Genomic DNA, 17,131 nt, shown 5'->3' with positions numbered 1-17,131 from the left:
GGGCCGCGTCGACCGTGTCGCCTGACCCGCGCGGCGCGCCCCTCCGCCGCGCAGGCATGGAACCGTCAGATGCCGTCCGGGGACAAGTGAGGCGCTTCGTCATGGCCGGGACGACGAGCCCGGCCATGACGTCGGAAAGCGCAGCGCACGTGTCTGCGGACGCCCGCCTACCTGAAGGTCCAGGTGTTGATGTTCCAGGTATCGATGCGGTTGTTCACATTGTCCTTGTAGCCGGTCAGGCCGGTCTTGTATCCGACGATGCGGGCGCGCTGGAACAGGGGCATGAACGGCAGGTCGTGGCGCACGATCTCCTGGATCTTGAAGTAGATCGGCTTGCGCTCGTCCGGCACGAAGAGGGCATTGCCCTTGGCCAGGAGCTTGTCCACGTCCGGGTTGGCATATTGCCAGAAGTTGAGGCCGCCGCCGCCCTTCGCCGCACTGTTGCTGGAGAGGAAGAAGTCCGACGTGTCCGGGTCGGATCCGGTCAGGTAGTCCTGCCCGTGCAGCACGCTGTGGAACTGCGACTTCATCCAGAAATCGGCGAACAGGACCGCAGCCGGCATGTTCTCGATCTTCATCTCGATGCCGACTTCGGCGAGCGTCTGCTGGAAGAACTGCTGCATCTGCTCGCGCACGTGGTTGCCCGACGTGGTCGAGTTGGTGAAGGAGAGCCGCTTGCCGTCCTTGACGCGGATGCCGTCGGAGCCGACCTTCCAACCCGCCTCCTCCATGACCTGCTTGGCCTTGTCCGGGCTGAACTCGTGCTTGGGCAGGTCCGGATTGTAGTAGAACGACTGCTGCGGCATGTAGCTGTCGGTCGCGGTCGGAACACCGTAGTAGAGAGACTGGATGATCGAAGTCTTGTCGTAGGAATAGTAGATCGCCTGACGCACGGCCAGCTCGTCCAGCGGCGGAACGGCCGTGTTGAAGGCGATGCATTCGATGGTCGAGGACGGATAGATCGCCGCGGTCTTGCCGGCCAGGCCCTTGGCCTCCTCATAGTTCTCAGGTGAGATGTAGTTGAGGCTGTGCAGATCGATGTCGCCGGCCTTGAATTGCGCGTACATCACGGTCGCGTCGGGGATGTACTTGAAGACCAGGCGCTGGATGTGCGGCCCCTCGGCGAAATAGCCGGTGTTCGCCTCGAGCACGATATTGTCGCCGGAGGTCCGGCTGATGAACTTGAAAGGTCCGGTCCCGACGGGCTTGCTGTCGATGGGGGCGTTGTTCAGGTCGGACACGCCGTCGAAACTATGCGCGGCGACGATGAAGGTTGCGGCAAGGATCGAGGGATAGGCGGCGAAGGGCTTCTCCATCCGCCAGGTCAATTCCGTCGGCGATACCACCTCGAGGTCGCGAACCAGCTCGTGGCCGGTGCGCCGCCAGCTGTTGAACTTCGGGTTGACGAGAAGCTCGATGGTGAACTTCACGTCCTCGGCGGTGAATGGCTTGCCGTCGTGCCACTTGACGTCGTCGCGCAGCTTGATGCGCCAGGCGAGGCCGTCCGCCGAGATGCCGCCGTTGGCCACCGTCGGCACTTCCGAGACGAGCGACGGCTGGAACAGGCCCTGGCCGTCGGCGAAGAACAGCGTGTCGAACAGCGCGAACTGGACGCCTTCGTCCACCTCGATATGCAGCTTGTGCGGATTGAACACCGTCGGCTCCTGGTTGAAGCCGATGGTGAGCTGGCCGGTGGGCGAAGCGTTTGCCGCCAGGGCTTCTCCCGCACCGAGCGCGCCGGGCAGGATCAACGTCGCAGCGCCGCCTGCTCCCATCAGGCGCAGGGCGTGGCGACGGGTCAGCATGATCGTGGTGTTCCCATCTGTCTCAGGCATTTTTTTCATTCTCCTCGACTGGCCAATGTCTTCATGGTGCCCTGCCTTCTGGGGACAGGTTGGCGTCGTTGCGCTCACCGCATATCGGGCATCAGCTCGATCTTCGAGCCGTCCGAAAAACGCGAGAACCGAAAGGGCGTCGGATCGACGACCGGCGGGCGGCCGGTCAGGATGTCGGCCATCAGGCGTCCGGCCGCGGGCGCGATCCCGAAACCATGGCCGGAGAAGCCGGTGGCGATATGGAAGCCCGGCAGCGCATCGACCGCCGAAATGACCGGGACAGCGTCAGGGGTGATGTCGATGTAGCCGCCCCATGTCTGCGCGATCTCCGCCCTCCCAAAGGCCGGCCATGCTTCGGCGACACGTCTCAGGACGCCCTTGGTATGGCGCTGCGAGGGCACCGGATCGAGGACGCGCGCATGTTCGAACGGGCTGGCCTCGTCCATGGCCCAGCGCCGCGGCATGGATGCTTCGACGAAGAAGCGTCGGGAAATCCGGAAGCGCAGCGACCGCCATTCCTCGCGGAAGGCCGGCAGATATTTCCAGCCGTAGCGGAAGGACTTGGGGACGATGTCGACGATGTTGGCGTGGCCCGATGCGATCGTGTATCCGCCATCCTGGCGCTTCCGCACCGCGAAATCGCGCGTCCAGAGCGTCTGGGACGGCCCGTCTTCGAGCGGCTTCGTCCGCAGCACCGAGTTCATGACGTTGAGCTGCGGAACATCGATGTCGTGGCGGCCGCAGAACAGGTTGCTCCACACCCCGCCCGCCACGACGACCTGGCTGCAGGCGATGCGGCCGAGCTCGGTGACGACGGCGCTGACGCGACCGGCGCTCGTCTCCACGCCGCGCACCGCGCATTCGGTCAGGATCGCGGCGCCCTTGGCGCGGGCCGCCTCGGCTATCGCCGGCGCCGCCTTCTGCGGCTCGGCACGGCCGTCCGTCGGCGTATAGAGGGCGCCGCGAACCCGGCCGCGAAGGCCCGGGAACATCGCCGCATACTCCGCGGAGCTGAGCATCCGCGTCTCGATCTGGTAGCCTTCCAGGTTGCGCCGCCAGTCGTCGTATTGCTGGAGCTGGGCGTCCGAAGCGCAGGCGAAGACGATGCCGCAGCGGGTGAAACCGGTATCGCGGCCGATGCGGCGATCCAGGCCGTCCCAGATGCGCATCGCCTCGACCATCAGCGGAACTTCGCGCGGGTCGCGCCGCGACAGCCGCACCCAGCCCCAGTTGCGGCTCGACTGCTCCTTGCCGATGCCGCCCTTTTCGCACAGCGCCACGCTGATGCCGCGTTCGGCCAGCTCCAGCGCGGTCGACGCCCCGACGATGCCCCCGCCGACCACGACGACATCGACCTTCGCGGGCGCGGCCTCGTCGCCCTGAACCGCGACGACCCTAGGACCGGGCATTGCGGATGCTCCCTTCGACGGCGAGACGGAACCTCGTGCGGCGGATGTCCATCAGCTCGCCCTCGCGGACCTGACGGCGGTGTCGAAGACCGCCTCGTCCGAGCCGGCCGGCAGTGGTTCCGGCCGCTCGCAGGTCGAGGAAATCTCGACGAAAGCGCCGCTGCTCGCGGACGCGTCGATCGCCTCCAGGACGTCCAGCACGTGCAGCGCGAGACCGGCATCGGCGCGGTGGGCGCGCCCTTCGGCGATCGCCGACACCATGTCGACCACGCCGATCGAACGGTGGTCTGCGACCGCGCGGCCGGTTCGCAGCGTGCGGTTCGGCGTTCCGAACGCGTAGGCGGAAATGTCGACCCGCTCCCAGTCGCCGCCGCGCCGGCTCACCCGCGGCTCGTCGCCGAAGAAATTCGGGTCGGGAACCAGGAGGCTGCCTTCCGTGCCGTAGAGCTCGATGGGCACACGCTGATGCTTCCAGACGTCCCACGACGCTTCGAAGCTGATGCGCGCGCCGCCACGGAAAGTCAGCAAGGCGCTGTAGCTGGTCGGTGTCGTGACCGGCACCGTTTCACCCGCGCGCGGGCCGCTGCCGATGGTGCGCGAGGCATGGCCCATCCCGGACGTGGCCGCGACCGAAGCGATCGGCCCGAGCAGATTGACGAGCTGCGTCACATAATAAGGCCCGAGGTCGAGCACCGGCCCGCCGCCCGGCCTGAAGAAGAAATCCGGGTTGGGATGCCAGGCTTCCATGCCGCGCGAAAGAACGCTCATGGAGCCGCTGAGCACCGTCCCGATCACACCGGCATCGATCAGCGCGCGGCTCGCCTGATGCGCAGCGCCGAGAAACGTGTCGGGCGCGCAGCCGATGCGCACGCCGCGGGCCTGGGCGAGGGCGATCAGCCGGCGGGCCTCGGCTGCGCTGACGCCCAGCGGCTTTTCGGAATAGACGTGCTTGCCGGCTTCGATAATCCGGCCGCTGACCTCCGCATGGGCGGCCGGCACGGTGAGGTTGACCACGAGACCGATCTGCGGGTCGGCCAGCAACGCCTCGACGGTGCGGGACCGCACGCCGAACGCCTCGGCCTGCGCTCCGGCGGCGCTCGCATCGATGTCGGCCACGCTCGCGACGGACAGGCGCGAGGAGCGTCCAGCGCCTCTCAGATAGGCGCCGCTGATGACGCCGCAGCCGATGATGCCGATCTTCATGGGACGGCGGGTCAAAGCAGAGTGTCCCGGATGTAGCGGAGGCCGCCGGCGACGGTCCTCGCCGGATCGAGCGGCTTGTCATGCTCGACGACCATGACCTCGGCGCCCCTGGACAGCGCAGCCCGCCAGAGCACCGGCCAATCGAGGACGCCGGCGCCGACATCGGCCCATCCCGCCTCCTCCTCGTTGGTGCCGGCAGGCGCCAGATCCTTCACATGGACCGCGGACAGGCGATCGGAATAACGGTCCAGCCAGGCCAGCGGATCGACCCCTGCCTTCGCCAGCCAGGCGATGTCGGCTTCCCATTCGACGGGCGCCGAACCCGCCGCCTCGAACACCAGATCGAGCGCCGCCTTGCCCTCTTCCTTGGGGCGGAAATCCCAATCATGCGTGTGATAGCCGAGGGTCAGGCCGTGCCCGGCCGCCGCGTCCGCGAGCCCGGCGAGCTCCTTGCCGAGCCCGCGCCAGCCTGCGGCGTCCATGTCGCGCTGCGGCACCGGCACCGAGGGCACGAACAGCGATGTCATGCCGAGCGTGGCTGCATTGGCGGCAACGCGGGACATGTCGTCCCTGAGGTCCTGCAGCGCGACATGGCTGCCGCTGGCCTTGATGCCGCGATCGGCCATCAGCGGCGCCAGCGCGCCCGCGCGAGCAAAGGTCGCCCCGTAGTGCTCGACATGGTCGTAGCCGGCCTGCGCCACCGCATCGAGCATGCGGGCATCGTCCTCGATCGCGCGCAGCGTGTAGAGCTGAACCGATATTGTCGGCACGCTGTCATCTCCCGATACAATCGTATGTACCGAACTATACAAACGTTTGTACGAGAGTCAACGGCGTCATTTCAACTTTATGACGGGGACGAATCCGCTACAGTCAGGAAGGTGTGGGCGCAGCCCGCTCCCGGCATTTTCCGCCTCTCGACATCGGTTCGTGTCAGTTGGTCGAAGCGGAAAGCCGGCCAGGGTCAGATGTCGGCAGGCAGGAGAAGATGGATCAGGCCAGGCACAAGCGCCCGACGATGACGGACATCGCCCGCATGGCGGAGGTCGACATCTCGACCGTCAGCCGGGCCTTGGCGAACTCCCCGCGCGTGACGGAAGAAACCAAGGAGCGGATCCGACGCATCGTGGAGGAGACGGGCTATGTCGTGAACCACGGCGCCCGCATGCTGCGAAGCCGGTCCTCCAACCAGATTCTCGTCTTGCTGGGCAACATCGCCGCGACGACGTTCCCGGAGGTCGTGCTCGGGATCGAGGAGGCCGTGCAAGAGCATGGTTACAGCGTGCTCGTCGGCAGCACGCACAACGACCCGGAGCGACAGGAGATCCTCGCCAACCAGCTTCTGACAGGCGCCGCGGACGGCATCATCCTGATGACCGGCCTGCTGCCCGAGGTCGTGCGCAATTTTCCGAACTACGAGCAGCATGTCGTCGCGGTCACGCGCATGGTGCCCGACAAGCGCATCCCGCAGGTCAATATCGACAACAGGGCGGCGATGGAGACTGCGGTCGCCCATCTGCTGGCGCTCGGGCACAGCCGCATCGTGCATCTGAGCGGACCGCTCGACAGCCCGACCTTCCAGGCCCGCGCGGAAGGGTACAGGCGGGCCATGCGGTCGGCCGGCGCCCATCCCGCCGTCATTCCTTCACAGGCCTTCAACATCCAGGCTGGCATCGAAGCGATGGAGCGGCTCCTGGCACTGCCCGACCGGCCGACCGCGATCATCTGCGCCAGCGACGAAATGGCCATGGGCGCGATCAGCCTCGCCACAGGAAAAGGCATCCGGGTGCCGGACGACATGTCGTTCGTTGGATTCGACGACATTCCCTTCAGCGTCGTCATGAACCCGCCGCTCTCCACCATCCACATTCCACGCCGCGACATGGGCCGTGCCGGCGGGCGCATCCTGCTCCGCAACCTGACCGAGGGCGCAGGCAAGGCGGAAAACGTGGTGCTGAGGCACGAGCTGATCGTTCGGGGAAGTTGCGGCAGGCTCTCCCGGAGCCGTTGAAGGCGACGCACCGGCCGCCGCCACGACGGCCGGAGGCTGTCAGCTGACGACCACGAACATCTTTCGCACGGTCTCGACGGTCCTCCAGGTGCCGCGGAAACCGGGCTTGAACACGAAGCTGTCGCCCTTGCGATACGTCCTCGTCTCGCCGCCCTCTTCCGCAATCTCGACCACGCCATCGAGGATGAGGCAGTACTCGTAGACGCCGTCCTTGATGGCATGCGTGAGGCCGGGGGTCGCCTCCCAGATGCCCGTCTTCACCTTGCCGTCGAAGGACGTGTCCTGCAGCCAGGTCCGGAACGCCGGATCGCCCGAGATGCGCTCCGCCTCGGTCGGCTTGCGGCCTGTCGGCGGCGCGAGTTTCTCGACATCGATCTGCAGCGTCGTGAGAAGGGACATAGGCGAACTCCAATTGGCGAATACAAACGTTTGTACGGCATGCGCTGAACCTGGTCAACGTCCATGGATACGAGAGATCACGCTTGTCACCGAGTATCCCTTCGTCGCGAGCAGGACCGTCCAGGTGTGCCGAGCGGCGGTTGAGCCCACAGTCGGCGAGCTGGCGAGGATCGCAAGATGGACGCCTCGGGCGCGGAGCGAGGACCTGGACGCGTGCCCCGACCAGTGCTGATGGAGCAGCGGACCGCAGGGTGCGTTCTTTCAAAAAAGCCCGGTCCACATCCCCGACGTCCGGATGCCTCGGAGAGGGGTGACGCCGCCTTTCACAAATTCGTCATCCGCCTGTCGTCCGGCGGCGATACCGGAGCGGCGTCCGCAGCTGGACCCGTCCGGCTTCGGCGCAGCACCCGATCCGAGAGCGCCACGATCGCATTGACAGCATCGAGGTGTTTCTAATAGCTATAATGTATATAGTTATTATATATTAATGAGGCATGGCATGACCCTGCGCGCCGAGGTCGATCACCATACCACGATGAGCGAAGCATGCCTGGAGGCGTTGTGCCTCGCCATCCTGCGCCGGGTTCGCGGCCTGGAGCATGTGCAGGCGGTCCGTGTTGCCGGCGACGACTGCCCCTCCCAGGGGCGCTGGCGGCTCTGCGGTCTCACGCCGCCGCCGGACGAGCGGACCATGGCGCTCGCCCGGGCGACCATCGAGGCATGGCAGGGCCGCTTCTGTGGCTGGGCCTGAAGCCGGCTCGCTGCAAGCCTCGCCCGAATCGGCCGGCGCCGATCATGCCGCACCGGGCCGACCGGCTTGCGGCCGCACCAGGTGGCGGGCGAGGTCGGCTTCGCCCCAGCCCATGACCACGCCGTGGTTCCAGGCGAAGACCGGGCGCAGGACCGGAGCGAGCGCCCGCATCCATGGCCTGCCGAGCTCGACGCGCCAGTCGTAGCGGGCCAGGGTGCCGCCGCCCTCCGCCCGCAGGGTCCAGAGCCCGACGCCGTCGAGCTCGCCCGAGGCCTGCGCCTCGATCGCCGTCATCGGCTCGATCCGGCTGGTGCGCGTCGTGAAGGTCAGCGTGTAGGGCAGGGCGGTGCGCCAGGTCATGCGCCGCACGGCGCCGAGGCCGCCGGCGTCGCCGGGCTCGATCAGTTCGACGCGCCGCACGGCGCGCCACCAGTCCGGCCACGCCTCCACGGCGATCAGGGCGGCCCACACCGCCGCGATGGGCGCATCGAGGCGCCATTGCGTGACGAGGTTGAAGCGCTGGGTGGTCACTGGCATCCCCCATGGCAGCATGCGTGGCATGCCGGCGAATACGACCGGCCGCGCCGGAACGTTGCGAGCCCTCGGGCCGCGCCAACGCCCGCCGACAATGCGCCTTCGCGCGGCCCTTCGCGTGCGACGCGTTTCGACGAGAACAGCATGTGCCCGGAATGCGATATTTCCGTTGCGGAAGATTGCGACATGACCGATTGTGTTCTGGATAAATACTGAGAGCGGGCCATGATCGTCGTCGGCGCGCTGGCGCTCGGGGTCGTGTGCGGCTGGCTGGCGCGGTTGGTCCTTCGCCCTGCGTCCCTGCCGGCTGCCGCCTTCCTCGGCCTCGCCGCCGCCGGTTGCTGGCTCGCCGTGCCCGGGGCCTGGCCGGCTGTGCTGGCCGGCGCCGTGGCTGGGGCGGCGGCACATGCGGCCTGGCGGTCGCATCTGGCCGGAAGGGGCGTGAGCGCGGATCGCGCGGAAGGGGGATCAGGCGATGGATAGCAGCTGCATTCCCGGTCTCGGTGCTGCCGGCTTCGGCTGCATCATCGGCTGGCTCGTCTACTACATCAACCGCTACCGCAAGGCCGACGTCCAGTTCAGCGACCTGACGACCATCGTCGGCATCGTCGGCGGCGCCGGCGTCACCTCGCTGTTCGGCGGGGCCGACAAGGCGCTGTTCGGCGCCTACGGCATCGGCCTGTTCGTCGGCTTCTTCGGTTATTTCATCGCGCTCATCGTGCTCGTGCATAATTCCGGCGGCGTGTTCGGCGCCACCTGGTTCCTCGACGGCCGCCGCAAGAAGCCGGCCGCCGACGAGGAGATCCAGGGCACGCCGCCCTCCGGCGACCGGCCGCCGATGGACATCGATCTCGGCGGCCGCCTCGCCGCCCTGGAGGGCCGCCAGGCTGCGCTGGAGCAGGTGGCCGCGACCAATCCGCGCACGAAATAGGGGGGACGGACCATGGCTGAGAATCCCGATCGCTTCTGCGTGTGCATGACGCCGGACGACCTGCCGGCGCCGGACAGGGCGGCCCTGACCTCCCACAAGGCGGCCGTCCTCAAGAACGCGCGCTGGGACAACGGCGCCTCGATCGGCATCCGCTTCCTCGGCGGCTCGCCGGCCCTGCAGCAGCGGGTGCGCGACGTCGCCCTGCGATGGACGAAGATCGCCAACCTCAATTTCAGCTTCCTCGCCGCCGGGCCGACCGACATCCGCATCGCGTTTGCCCCCGGCAAGGGCTCCTGGTCCTATCTCGGCACCATGTGCCGCACCATTCCGGAGCCGCAGCCGACCATGAACTATGGCTGGCTCACCGATGCCTCGTCCGACGACGAGCTGCGGCGCGTGGTGCTGCACGAGTTCGGCCACGCCATCGGGCTCATCCACGAGCACCAGAGCCCCAAGCACGGCATCAAGTGGAACCGCGACGCGGTGATCCACGACCTGGAGGGCCCGCCCAACAACTGGGACCTGCCGACCATCGAGACCAACATGTTCAAGGTCTACGCGCCGGATGCGGTCGTCGCCACCCCCGTCGATCCCCACTCGATCATGATGTACCCGATCCCGAAGGCCTGGACCCTCGACGGCACCTCGGCCGGCCTCAACGCCGACCTTTCGGCCGACGACGAGACGCTGATCCGGAACGTCTATCCCGGCCGGCTATGAACGAGGATCACTATGCCGTCGTCATTGGGCTGTCCGCCTATCCCGGCTTCACCGATCCGCCGGCGGACCTGGAAGGCCCGGGCAACGACGCCGACGCCGTCCATGCCTGGCTGACCGACCCCGCGGGAGGCGGCCTGCCCGAGGCCAACGTCATCCGCATCAAATCCGCGGGCGCCCCGCCGCCTCCGGGCCAGCCGACGCGTGACGAGCTCGAGCAGGGCGCCTTCCTCGCCATCGAACGCTTCGCCCTCGCCAATATGGCGGCGGGCCGCCCCCGGCGCGTCGGCCGCCGCCTCTACGTCCACATGTCGGGCCACGGCTTCTCGCCCCAGGTCCGGCAGGGCTGCCTGCTCGCCGGCAATGCCGGCCCGGAGCGGATCACCGCCAATATCGGCGCCAGCCTCTGGCTGCAATGGTGGCAGGACGCCGGCTATTTCCGCGAATATGTGCTGTTGATGGACTGCTGCATGAACCGGGTGCTGACGGCGACGCCGACGCCGGCGCCGCTCACGCCGATCACCGTCGGCGATCCGCCCGGCGCCAGCTTCATCGCCTTCGCCGCGCAGCGCCCGCTCAAGGCGGTCGAGGCGCCGGTGGCCGAGGACGGCGGCCAGGTGCACGGCCTCTTCACCTGGGCGCTGCTGCAGGGCCTGCGCGGGGCCGCCGTCAACACCGCGAGCCAGATCACCGGCCGCAGCCTGGCCAACTGGCTGCGCAACGCCGTCTCGCCCTGGCTCAGCGAGGTCGACCGCCGCGATCCCGACGTGTCCCAGGAGCCGGAGATCGTGGCGGAGGATGAGAGCCTCGTCTTCGCTCGTGCCGTGACGCCGCTGCTGTTCGACGTGACGCTGCGTTTTCCCGCGGAGGCGATCGGCGCGCCGGCGCGGCTGTGGTCGGGGACGGAGGCGCCGCAGCCGAGGCAGCTCGTCGCGGCAGCCGAGCTGGCCCTGCGCCTGCCCGCCGGCCTGCACCTCGTCGAGGGTGCGGGCTACCGTCAAGGCTTCGAGGTGGTCCGCGCCGGCAGCATCGCGGTGACGGAGCGCGGTCCGCCGGTGATGCAGCCGGTGCCGGGCGCCATGCTGCCGCTCACCGTCGAGCCCGACGATCCCACCGCCGAGATCAGCGTCGTCGCCGCCGATTTCTCGCCGCGGGAGACCGCCGGCGGGCGCCTCGCCACGAGGCTGCCCTTTGGCCTCTACAAGACCCGTATCCGCATCGGCCGCCAGGTGACGAGCCGGGTGCTGGCCCTCGACGGGGCCACGGTCCAGTCGGCCCGGCCGCCCGGCATCGAGGAGGCCTTGGCGCCGGCGACGCTGGAGCTGCGCCTCGAGCTGCCGCAGAGGATCGCCTCGTCCGTGCCCTTCCACAATGCCTTCGCCACGCGCAAGGACCAGGTCGATTCGGCCCGGCACTCGGCCGAGCGGCCGGCCGGCACCTCCGACCTCGTCCGTGGCCGGGGTGCCGAGCTGATGATCATGGCGCGCAGCTGGAGCGAGGCCGGCTCCTCGCCGCAGGCCAAGCCCTGGCAGGGCGTCCGCCTGGTCGACGCCAAGGGCCGGCTCCTCGCCGACCTCGAGACCGATGGCAGGCGCTCGGAGCAGGGCGACCCCTTCGCCACGTGCACGGTCTCCGTCGCGCCGGGCACCTACTTTCTCCGCCACGCGCTTGCCGACCAGCGCTTCGAGCAGGCGCTGGTCGTCCCCGGCGGCTGGCGGCTGGAGACCTATCTGCTGCGTCGGATGGCCGACGGCACGGGCGACGTGCGGCCGCGCCTCTCCTTCCTGATGCGCCGGCCGGGTGAAGGGCTGCGGGCAGAGGATGAATTGCTGGAAAAGGCGCGCCTCGCCCTGGCCGACGAGCGGCCGATTCTCGGCGCGGAGCTCGAGAGCCTGCTGGTGCGCAAGTTCGCCAATCCGATCGAGGGCATCGTCGGTGCCCACCTCCTGCTGCTGCAGCATGAGCGCAGTGAGCGCCGCGAGGGGCTCGCGGATCTCGACACGGTCGTGCGCAACCTGCGCCACCTCGTGGGCGACGAGCATCCCGATGTCGAGGCCCTGTCGCTGCGCTGCCCCGACCGGGGCCTGCGGCGGACCCGGCCGCTGCGCACGCCGCCGATGTTCGAGCGCAGCTGGCGCCTGATCATCGCTGCCAGCCAGGACCAGCCGGGGCTGGTGCCGCTGTCGCTCTGGCAGCGCGTGCATGCGCTCGCGCCCGTGCCGCCCTTCCTCGCCTGGTCCGTCGATGCGGCGGTGCAGGCCGATTACCGCGAGGCCCTCGCCGATATCGCCTTCGGCGAGCGGCCGGCGGAGACCGGCGAGGTGTCGGCCGAATCGTTCGAGCCCATCCTGAAGCGGCCGTTCGGCGTGCGGAAGGGCGCTCGGCCCCAGTCGGCCTTGGAGTCGCTGGAGTCCTTCGCGGCGGAGCCGGCGCCGCGCAAGCCCCGCGCGACCGCCGCGGAGGCGCGGGGCCTGCGCAGCCGCGCCGCGGCCCTGCAATTGCCGCCCGCGGCGCTTCGCGCCCTCCGCAGAGGGCATGATAAGCTGCGGGAATGATCGCAGCGGGCATGGACTGGCAGGCATCCCCGGCGGGCCTGCGATGCGGGGCGCTCGCGCTGTCGTTCCAGCGCTTCGCCCGCCCCGCCTCGGGCGAGGTCGGCGCGGCGCCGTCGAGCCTCGGCGCGCTGGCGCCGATGCCGGCGGGCACACCCGGCCGTTTCCTGCTGCCGGTGGCGGATGAGGAGGCGTTCTGGATCGGCCTGTCGGCGGACGAGGGCCGCGGCTTCGCGGTCGAGCTCTCGGCATTGCCGCGCGGGAGCTCGGCCGGGGCCGCCACGCCGGGCCCGGTCGAGCGCGTGCCGCCGGTGCGCCGTATCGCCGGGCTGCGCCGACCCGACGGCCGCTACGCCGTCTTCGCCCGGGCCGGCGCGGCCGGGATCGCCGCCCTGCGCATCCGGGCCTGGCCGGCCGCCGAAGATCCGCGCGAGGCGCCCGCCGCCGAGATCGCGCTGGTCGACCATGCCGGCTTCGCCGAGCGGGCGCGGGTCTCCCCTCCCGGCCGGCTCGACCCCGATGCGGGATATCGGGGCTATCGCCTGCCCTGAGCCGGAGGCTCAGGCCGTCGGCGCCATGGCGATGGCGAGGCTCCGGCGCACCGCCTCGCCGCCGGCCCGGCCGGACTGGTCCGCCGCACGCACCGCGTCGGGGAAGCGCACCAGCGGGTTGAGCGCCTCGAGCGCGGCGAGCGGCACCATGTATTTCTGCCAGACCGCGTCGACCACGAATTCCAGCGGCACGTCGGCGAGGTCCTGGCGCAGCACGAAGCCGAAGCTCTGCAGGCTCCCGTCCGAAGCGGCGACCACCACCTTCCAATATTGCCGCGGGATCTTGACCCGCACCGGCCCGATATCGTCGACGCCGACGAAGATCGGGTCGTCCTCCGCCAGCACCGGCCCCGCGAACAGGCAGAGCTTCTCGGCCGCCGCCTGCTTCATCACGTAGTTCTCAAGGTCGCCCCAATTGTCCTGCCCCGCGGCGGACTGGTTGAAGCCGCTGACCTGCGGCGAGCAATTGGTGACGTGGAACGTGTCGCCGTTGGCGAAGCGCACCTCCTCGAAGCTGCGCCCCCAGGCGACGTCCTCGCGCCGCACGATATGGCCCTTGTCGAAGGCGCCCCTGTCCTTGGTGAAGAAGCGGTCGGGCAGCTGGAAGCGCGGGTCGATCCTCGGATCGATGAACCATTTCTCCATGTCGACACGGCCGAGCCCGCCCAGGCTCTTGCGGTCATAGGCGTGGTCCTTGTCCGGCTTCTTGGCGGCGGCGCTGCCGTCGAGGTTCGAGGCGGTGAACAGGGCGATGCGCCGGGCCTTGTGCAGGGCCAGGGAGAAATGGTGATAGGGGATCGTCTCCCCGCCGGCGAAGCGCACCACACTGTCGGCATCCCGGGCGCCGGGCAGCGGCACCGGCACACCGAGGAAGCCTGCGTCATAGCCCCGGCGCGTGGAATAGTCGGCGTCGTGCGTCGGCTCGACCATGGCCTCCATCGCCGCCGCGGCTGGGACGGCGGCCGCGGCCGCCGTGGGCGTGCCGAGGCGGATGCTGATCTCGATCGGGATCGTCCAGGTGGCGCCGTCGGGGCCGGCGGAGCGCAGGGCGGGCTGGCCGGCGGGCTCCGGCGCGGTTGCGGGCGGCGCGGCGGGCGCCTCCTGCGGATCGGTCCTGCGCCACCAGTCCTCCCACGGCGCCGCGCCCGGGCTCGGGCGACCGTCGAAGTCGAGCTGCAGGGCGGTGACGCGGCCGTCGCGGCCGAGCTCGGCGACCGGCACGCCGTAATTGGCGTCGAGATAGACGCCGCCGAAATGCAGCGCGATCACCTTGCCGGTCGCCGCCTCCACCACGGCGGCGCCGGAATCCCCGCCCAGGGTGGATGAATCGTGGCGGATTGCCGAGACCGTCTTGCCGAAGCTCAGGATCGGCGCGCGGCTCATGATCTTGCCCGGCTGCAGGCGCTTGACGTAGTAGACGCCGCCGAACACCTCGTTCTGCACCGCCGCGTCGTTGCGCGGATCGAAGGCGGGATAGCCGATCACCGCCACCTCGGTGTCGACCAGCGCGTCGGGATCGCGCAGCGCCAGGGAGAGCGCCGCCTGCTCGGGCGCCAGGCCCTCGACCCGCAGCAGCGCCATGTCCCAATAGGGATGGATCATCGCCACCTCGCGCACCGTCAGGAAGGTCGAGCCGTCGCGGCCGCGCTCGCGCTTGAAGTCGATCCCGGCCGTGAGGCCCGAGCGGAAGACGAGGTCGCGCAAGCCGAGCCCCGAGGCGAAGATCTCGGCGACGTGGCGGTTGGTCATGACGAGGTCGGCGCCGACGACGAAGCCGGTGCCGCCATAGGGCAGGCTCGGATGGTTCGGCAGCTCGATGCGGCCGATGGCGGGGATGGCCCGGCGGATATTGGCGTGGATCGCCGGATCGGTGACGAAATGCGTCCAGAGCGGGTGGCTCACGGCATAGTCGCCGTCGACGATGTCGATCGCCGGACGCTGGTCGGGGATGATGATCGCCTCCAGGGCGAACTGCTCGGGCGGCGTCAGCGCCTTGCCGGTGCTCGCCTTCTGCACGGCGTTGCGCGCCATGTCGGCCCGGCTCTTGGGCAGCGCCTTGCGCTCGGCCAGGGACTCCAGGCCGGAGCGGTCCTCGGCCAGCGCCTCCAGCGGGCTCGCGGCCGGCAGGATGCGGTCGAGATAGGACTTCAGGCGTTCCGTAGGTGCGGCCATGGCGAGGGCTCCGGGGTGGGCGTCGGTCCAGGATATCGATGCAGGCTGTCGGGTCCGGGTGTCGCCGCCGGCCGGGCTGCCGGCCGGCGCTGCGCCGGAGAATTCGGCATTGTCGCAGATTCCGCAGGGACATGGTGTCACGCCGTGAACTTGACGTAAAGTTATTGCTGACGTTACTGTTGACCCCATAGCTTTGTCCGTCGATTGTTCGCGCCGCGCGTTTCGGCGGGCTGGGGTCCCAGCTCTCGCCGGGACCGTCGCTGCCGTGCTTCCGGACGATGCGGACGCGAGGCTCGAACCGGGCGTGGGCCCGAGGCCGGGCGCTCAGGGGCCGGGGCGATGACGGAACGCGAGCGCCTTCTCGACCAGGTCCGGTCGCTGCAGCGCGCGCCCGGCGCCGCGCCATCCCGGCGGACACTGCGTGTCGTTCTCGAATTCGATGCGGCGCAGCCCCCCGCGGCCGTGGCGGCGCGTCTGCGCCTGGCGCTCGGCATCGAGGTGGAGGTGGCGCCGCTCCTGGCGGATCCGCCGTCCCGGGCTGCGCCCGGCGGGCTCGACCGCTTCCTGGCGGCGAGCATTCCCGGGGTGCGCGTCGCCGACCTCGCCGGCAGCCCATTCGAGCTCGCCTATGCCATGGCCGACGCCAGCGGGGCGGTGACGGCCGAGCCCGAGACCGGGGCCGGCTTCTACGTGGTGCGCGAGAGCGCCGAGCCCGGCCTGGAGGGGCTGGACGCCTTCCCGCCCGGCTGCTGGGTCGACCAGGCCGGGGATCCGACGCCGGCGCTGCCCTATTGGGCGCTCGACGCCATCCGCGCCCGCGCCGCCTGGGAGACGGCGCCGGCGGCCGGCGGCCGGGCACGCGGGGAGGGGATCAGCGTGTTCCAGCCCGACACCGGCGTCGCCGACCATGTCGAGATCGAGCCGGGGATGCTCGACCTCGGACGCGCCCACGACTTCGTCGCCGACAGGCCCGGCGCCACCGACCCCATGAACTATGGCGGCAATCCCGGCCACGGCACCGGCACCGCCAGCGTCGTCGCCAGCCGCATCGCGGGCATCATGGCCGGCTCGGCGCCGCTCGCCACCCTGGTGCCGCTGCGGGCGGTGGAGAGCGTCGTCGTGTTCGACCACGGCCGCGTCGCCGCCGCCGTCGAGCATGCGCGCCGCAACGGGGCTGAGGTGATCACCATGAGCCTCGGCGGCCCCTGGAGCAGCGCGCTGCGCGCCGCCATCGACGCTGCCATCCGCGACGGCGTCATCGTGCTCGCCGCCGCCGGCAATTGCGTCGGCTTCGTCGTCTGGCCCGCCCGCTACGAGGAGGTCATCGCCGTCGCCGGCTCGAACCGGGCCGATCGCCCCTGGAAGGGCAGTTGCCGCGGCGAGGCCGTCGACATATCGGCGCCCGGCGAGTTCGTGCCGCGGGCCAACCGCTCGCCCGCCAATGGCGGCAGCCCCGAAAGCGTCGCCGGCGGCCAGGGCACCTCCTTCGCCGTGGCGCTGACGGCCGGGGTGGCGGCGCTGTGGCTGGCGCATCACGGGCCCGACGCGATCCGGCGCAGCCTCGGGCCGGGCGAGACGGTCCAGTCCCGCTTCGTCGGGCTGCTGCGGGCCAGCGCGCGCCGGGTGCCCGGCCTCGACCCCGACGAGTTCGGTGCCGGCGTCGTCGATGCCGCCGGCCTGCTGGGCCGCGGCCTCGGCCCGGCCGCGCTGGAGGAGATGCCGGGCCCGGCCGCCGTGGCCGACGGGCTGCGCTCGCTGCGCAGCCTGCTGGCCGAGAGCCCGGTCGCGGCGCCGATGCTGGAGGGCGTGCCGGCGCCGGCGGCTGCGGCGGCCGACCGGCGCTTCGCCGCCGAGCTGTCGCATCTGGCGATGCAGGCCGGCCTCGCCCGGCAGGGCGCCGCGCAGTTGGAGGCGACGACCGGGGCGCTGGCGCCGAGCCCGACCCTGCTCGCCGCCATGGCGGCAAGGCCGGGCGGCTGAGGGGATGCCGCCCTCGTCGGCCGGCCGGGCGGATTGCAGATGAGAGACGGCCTCCGGACCGCGGTGTCGCGGCGGGGAATCCTTCA

At 70.0% G+C, this 17,131-nt stretch carries 15 protein-coding genes; 8 read left to right on the top strand and 7 right to left on the bottom strand.

Annotated features, from left to right (window positions below):
- Positions 1 to 167: 167 nt before the first annotated feature.
- From QO011_RS32330 to QO011_RS32315, 4 genes are all read right to left on the bottom strand, one after another.
- Positions 168 to 1,835, bottom strand: coding sequence for a peptide ABC transporter substrate-binding protein (locus QO011_RS32330; protein ID WP_307281758.1), 1,668 nt, complete (start codon positions 1,833 to 1,835; stop codon positions 168 to 170).
- A gap of 74 nt (positions 1,836 to 1,909) precedes the next feature.
- On the bottom strand, positions 1,910 to 3,244 hold the full coding sequence (locus tag QO011_RS32325) for an NAD(P)/FAD-dependent oxidoreductase (RefSeq protein WP_307281757.1): 1,335 nt from the start codon (positions 3,242 to 3,244) through the stop codon (positions 1,910 to 1,912).
- Between the two features lie 51 nt (positions 3,245 to 3,295).
- A complete protein-coding gene (locus QO011_RS32320; RefSeq protein WP_307281923.1) occupies positions 3,296 to 4,447 on the bottom strand; it encodes a Gfo/Idh/MocA family protein in 1,152 nt (383 codons plus the stop codon).
- Positions 4,448 to 4,458: 11 nt separating this feature from the next.
- Complete coding sequence (locus QO011_RS32315) at positions 4,459 to 5,217, bottom strand: sugar phosphate isomerase/epimerase family protein (protein WP_307281754.1); 759 nt, start codon at positions 5,215 to 5,217, stop codon at positions 4,459 to 4,461.
- Between the two features lie 248 nt (positions 5,218 to 5,465).
- Here QO011_RS32315 and QO011_RS32310 point away from each other — a divergent pair, with 248 nt between their 5' ends.
- A complete protein-coding gene (locus tag QO011_RS32310) occupies positions 5,466 to 6,458 on the top strand; it encodes a LacI family DNA-binding transcriptional regulator (RefSeq protein WP_307281750.1) in 993 nt (330 codons plus the stop codon).
- Positions 6,459 to 6,497: 39 nt separating this feature from the next.
- On the opposite strand, the gene QO011_RS32305 is transcribed toward QO011_RS32310, so the two are convergent.
- The gene (locus tag QO011_RS32305) at positions 6,498 to 6,857 is read right to left on the bottom strand and encodes a cupin domain-containing protein (protein ID WP_307281748.1); all 360 of its coding nucleotides are present in this window, start codon (positions 6,855 to 6,857) and stop codon (positions 6,498 to 6,500) included.
- A 499-nt stretch (positions 6,858 to 7,356) separates the two neighbouring features.
- Here QO011_RS32305 and QO011_RS32300 point away from each other — a divergent pair, with 499 nt between their 5' ends.
- Entirely contained in the window at positions 7,357 to 7,608 is a 252-nt protein-coding gene (locus QO011_RS32300) for a hypothetical protein (RefSeq protein WP_307281746.1), read from the top strand.
- Positions 7,609 to 7,650: 42 nt separating this feature from the next.
- Here QO011_RS32300 and QO011_RS32295 read toward each other — a convergent pair whose 3' ends face one another.
- Positions 7,651 to 8,139, bottom strand: a complete 489-nt coding sequence (locus tag QO011_RS32295; RefSeq protein ID WP_307281743.1) for an SRPBCC family protein — start codon at positions 8,137 to 8,139, stop codon at positions 7,651 to 7,653.
- A gap of 228 nt (positions 8,140 to 8,367) precedes the next feature.
- Here QO011_RS32295 and QO011_RS32290 point away from each other — a divergent pair, with 228 nt between their 5' ends.
- From QO011_RS32290 to QO011_RS32270, 5 genes are read left to right on the top strand one after another with little or no spacing between them, the layout of a single operon-like run.
- Positions 8,368 to 8,625 (top strand): hypothetical protein, encoded by a 258-nt coding sequence (locus QO011_RS32290; RefSeq protein ID WP_307281740.1) that lies wholly within the window; start codon positions 8,368 to 8,370, stop codon positions 8,623 to 8,625.
- Entirely contained in the window at positions 8,618 to 9,073 is a 456-nt protein-coding gene (locus tag QO011_RS32285; protein ID WP_307281737.1) for a hypothetical protein, read from the top strand. Before QO011_RS32290 ends, QO011_RS32285 begins: the two co-directional genes overlap by 8 nt.
- Before the next feature lie 12 nt (positions 9,074 to 9,085).
- Entirely contained in the window at positions 9,086 to 9,793 is a 708-nt protein-coding gene (locus QO011_RS32280) for a zinc metalloprotease (protein ID WP_307281735.1), read from the top strand.
- On the top strand, positions 9,790 to 12,345 hold the full coding sequence (locus QO011_RS32275) for a caspase family protein (protein ID WP_307281733.1): 2,556 nt from the start codon (positions 9,790 to 9,792) through the stop codon (positions 12,343 to 12,345). The genes QO011_RS32280 and QO011_RS32275 overlap by 4 nt, the downstream gene beginning before the upstream one ends.
- Positions 12,342 to 12,893 carry a hypothetical protein gene (locus tag QO011_RS32270; protein WP_307281731.1) on the top strand — a complete coding sequence of 184 codons (552 nt, stop codon included), beginning with the start codon at positions 12,342 to 12,344 and terminating at the stop codon, positions 12,891 to 12,893. The genes QO011_RS32275 and QO011_RS32270 overlap by 4 nt, the downstream gene beginning before the upstream one ends.
- Before the next feature lie 9 nt (positions 12,894 to 12,902).
- Here QO011_RS32270 and QO011_RS32265 read toward each other — a convergent pair whose 3' ends face one another.
- Positions 12,903 to 15,065, bottom strand: a complete 2,163-nt coding sequence (locus QO011_RS32265) for a DNA/RNA non-specific endonuclease (RefSeq protein WP_307281728.1) — start codon at positions 15,063 to 15,065, stop codon at positions 12,903 to 12,905.
- A 339-nt stretch (positions 15,066 to 15,404) separates the two neighbouring features.
- Between QO011_RS32265 and QO011_RS32260 the strand changes: the two genes are divergently transcribed.
- Complete coding sequence (locus tag QO011_RS32260) at positions 15,405 to 17,045, top strand: S8 family peptidase (protein WP_307281725.1); 1,641 nt, start codon at positions 15,405 to 15,407, stop codon at positions 17,043 to 17,045.
- Positions 17,046 to 17,131 lie beyond the last annotated feature (86 nt).

It is taken from the genome of Labrys wisconsinensis (assembly GCF_030814995.1).
GTDB classification, from domain to species: domain Bacteria; phylum Pseudomonadota; class Alphaproteobacteria; order Rhizobiales; family Labraceae; genus Labrys; species Labrys wisconsinensis.
Note: the sequence above shows the minus strand (reverse complement) of the source record. Positions and strands in the feature narration are given on the sequence as shown.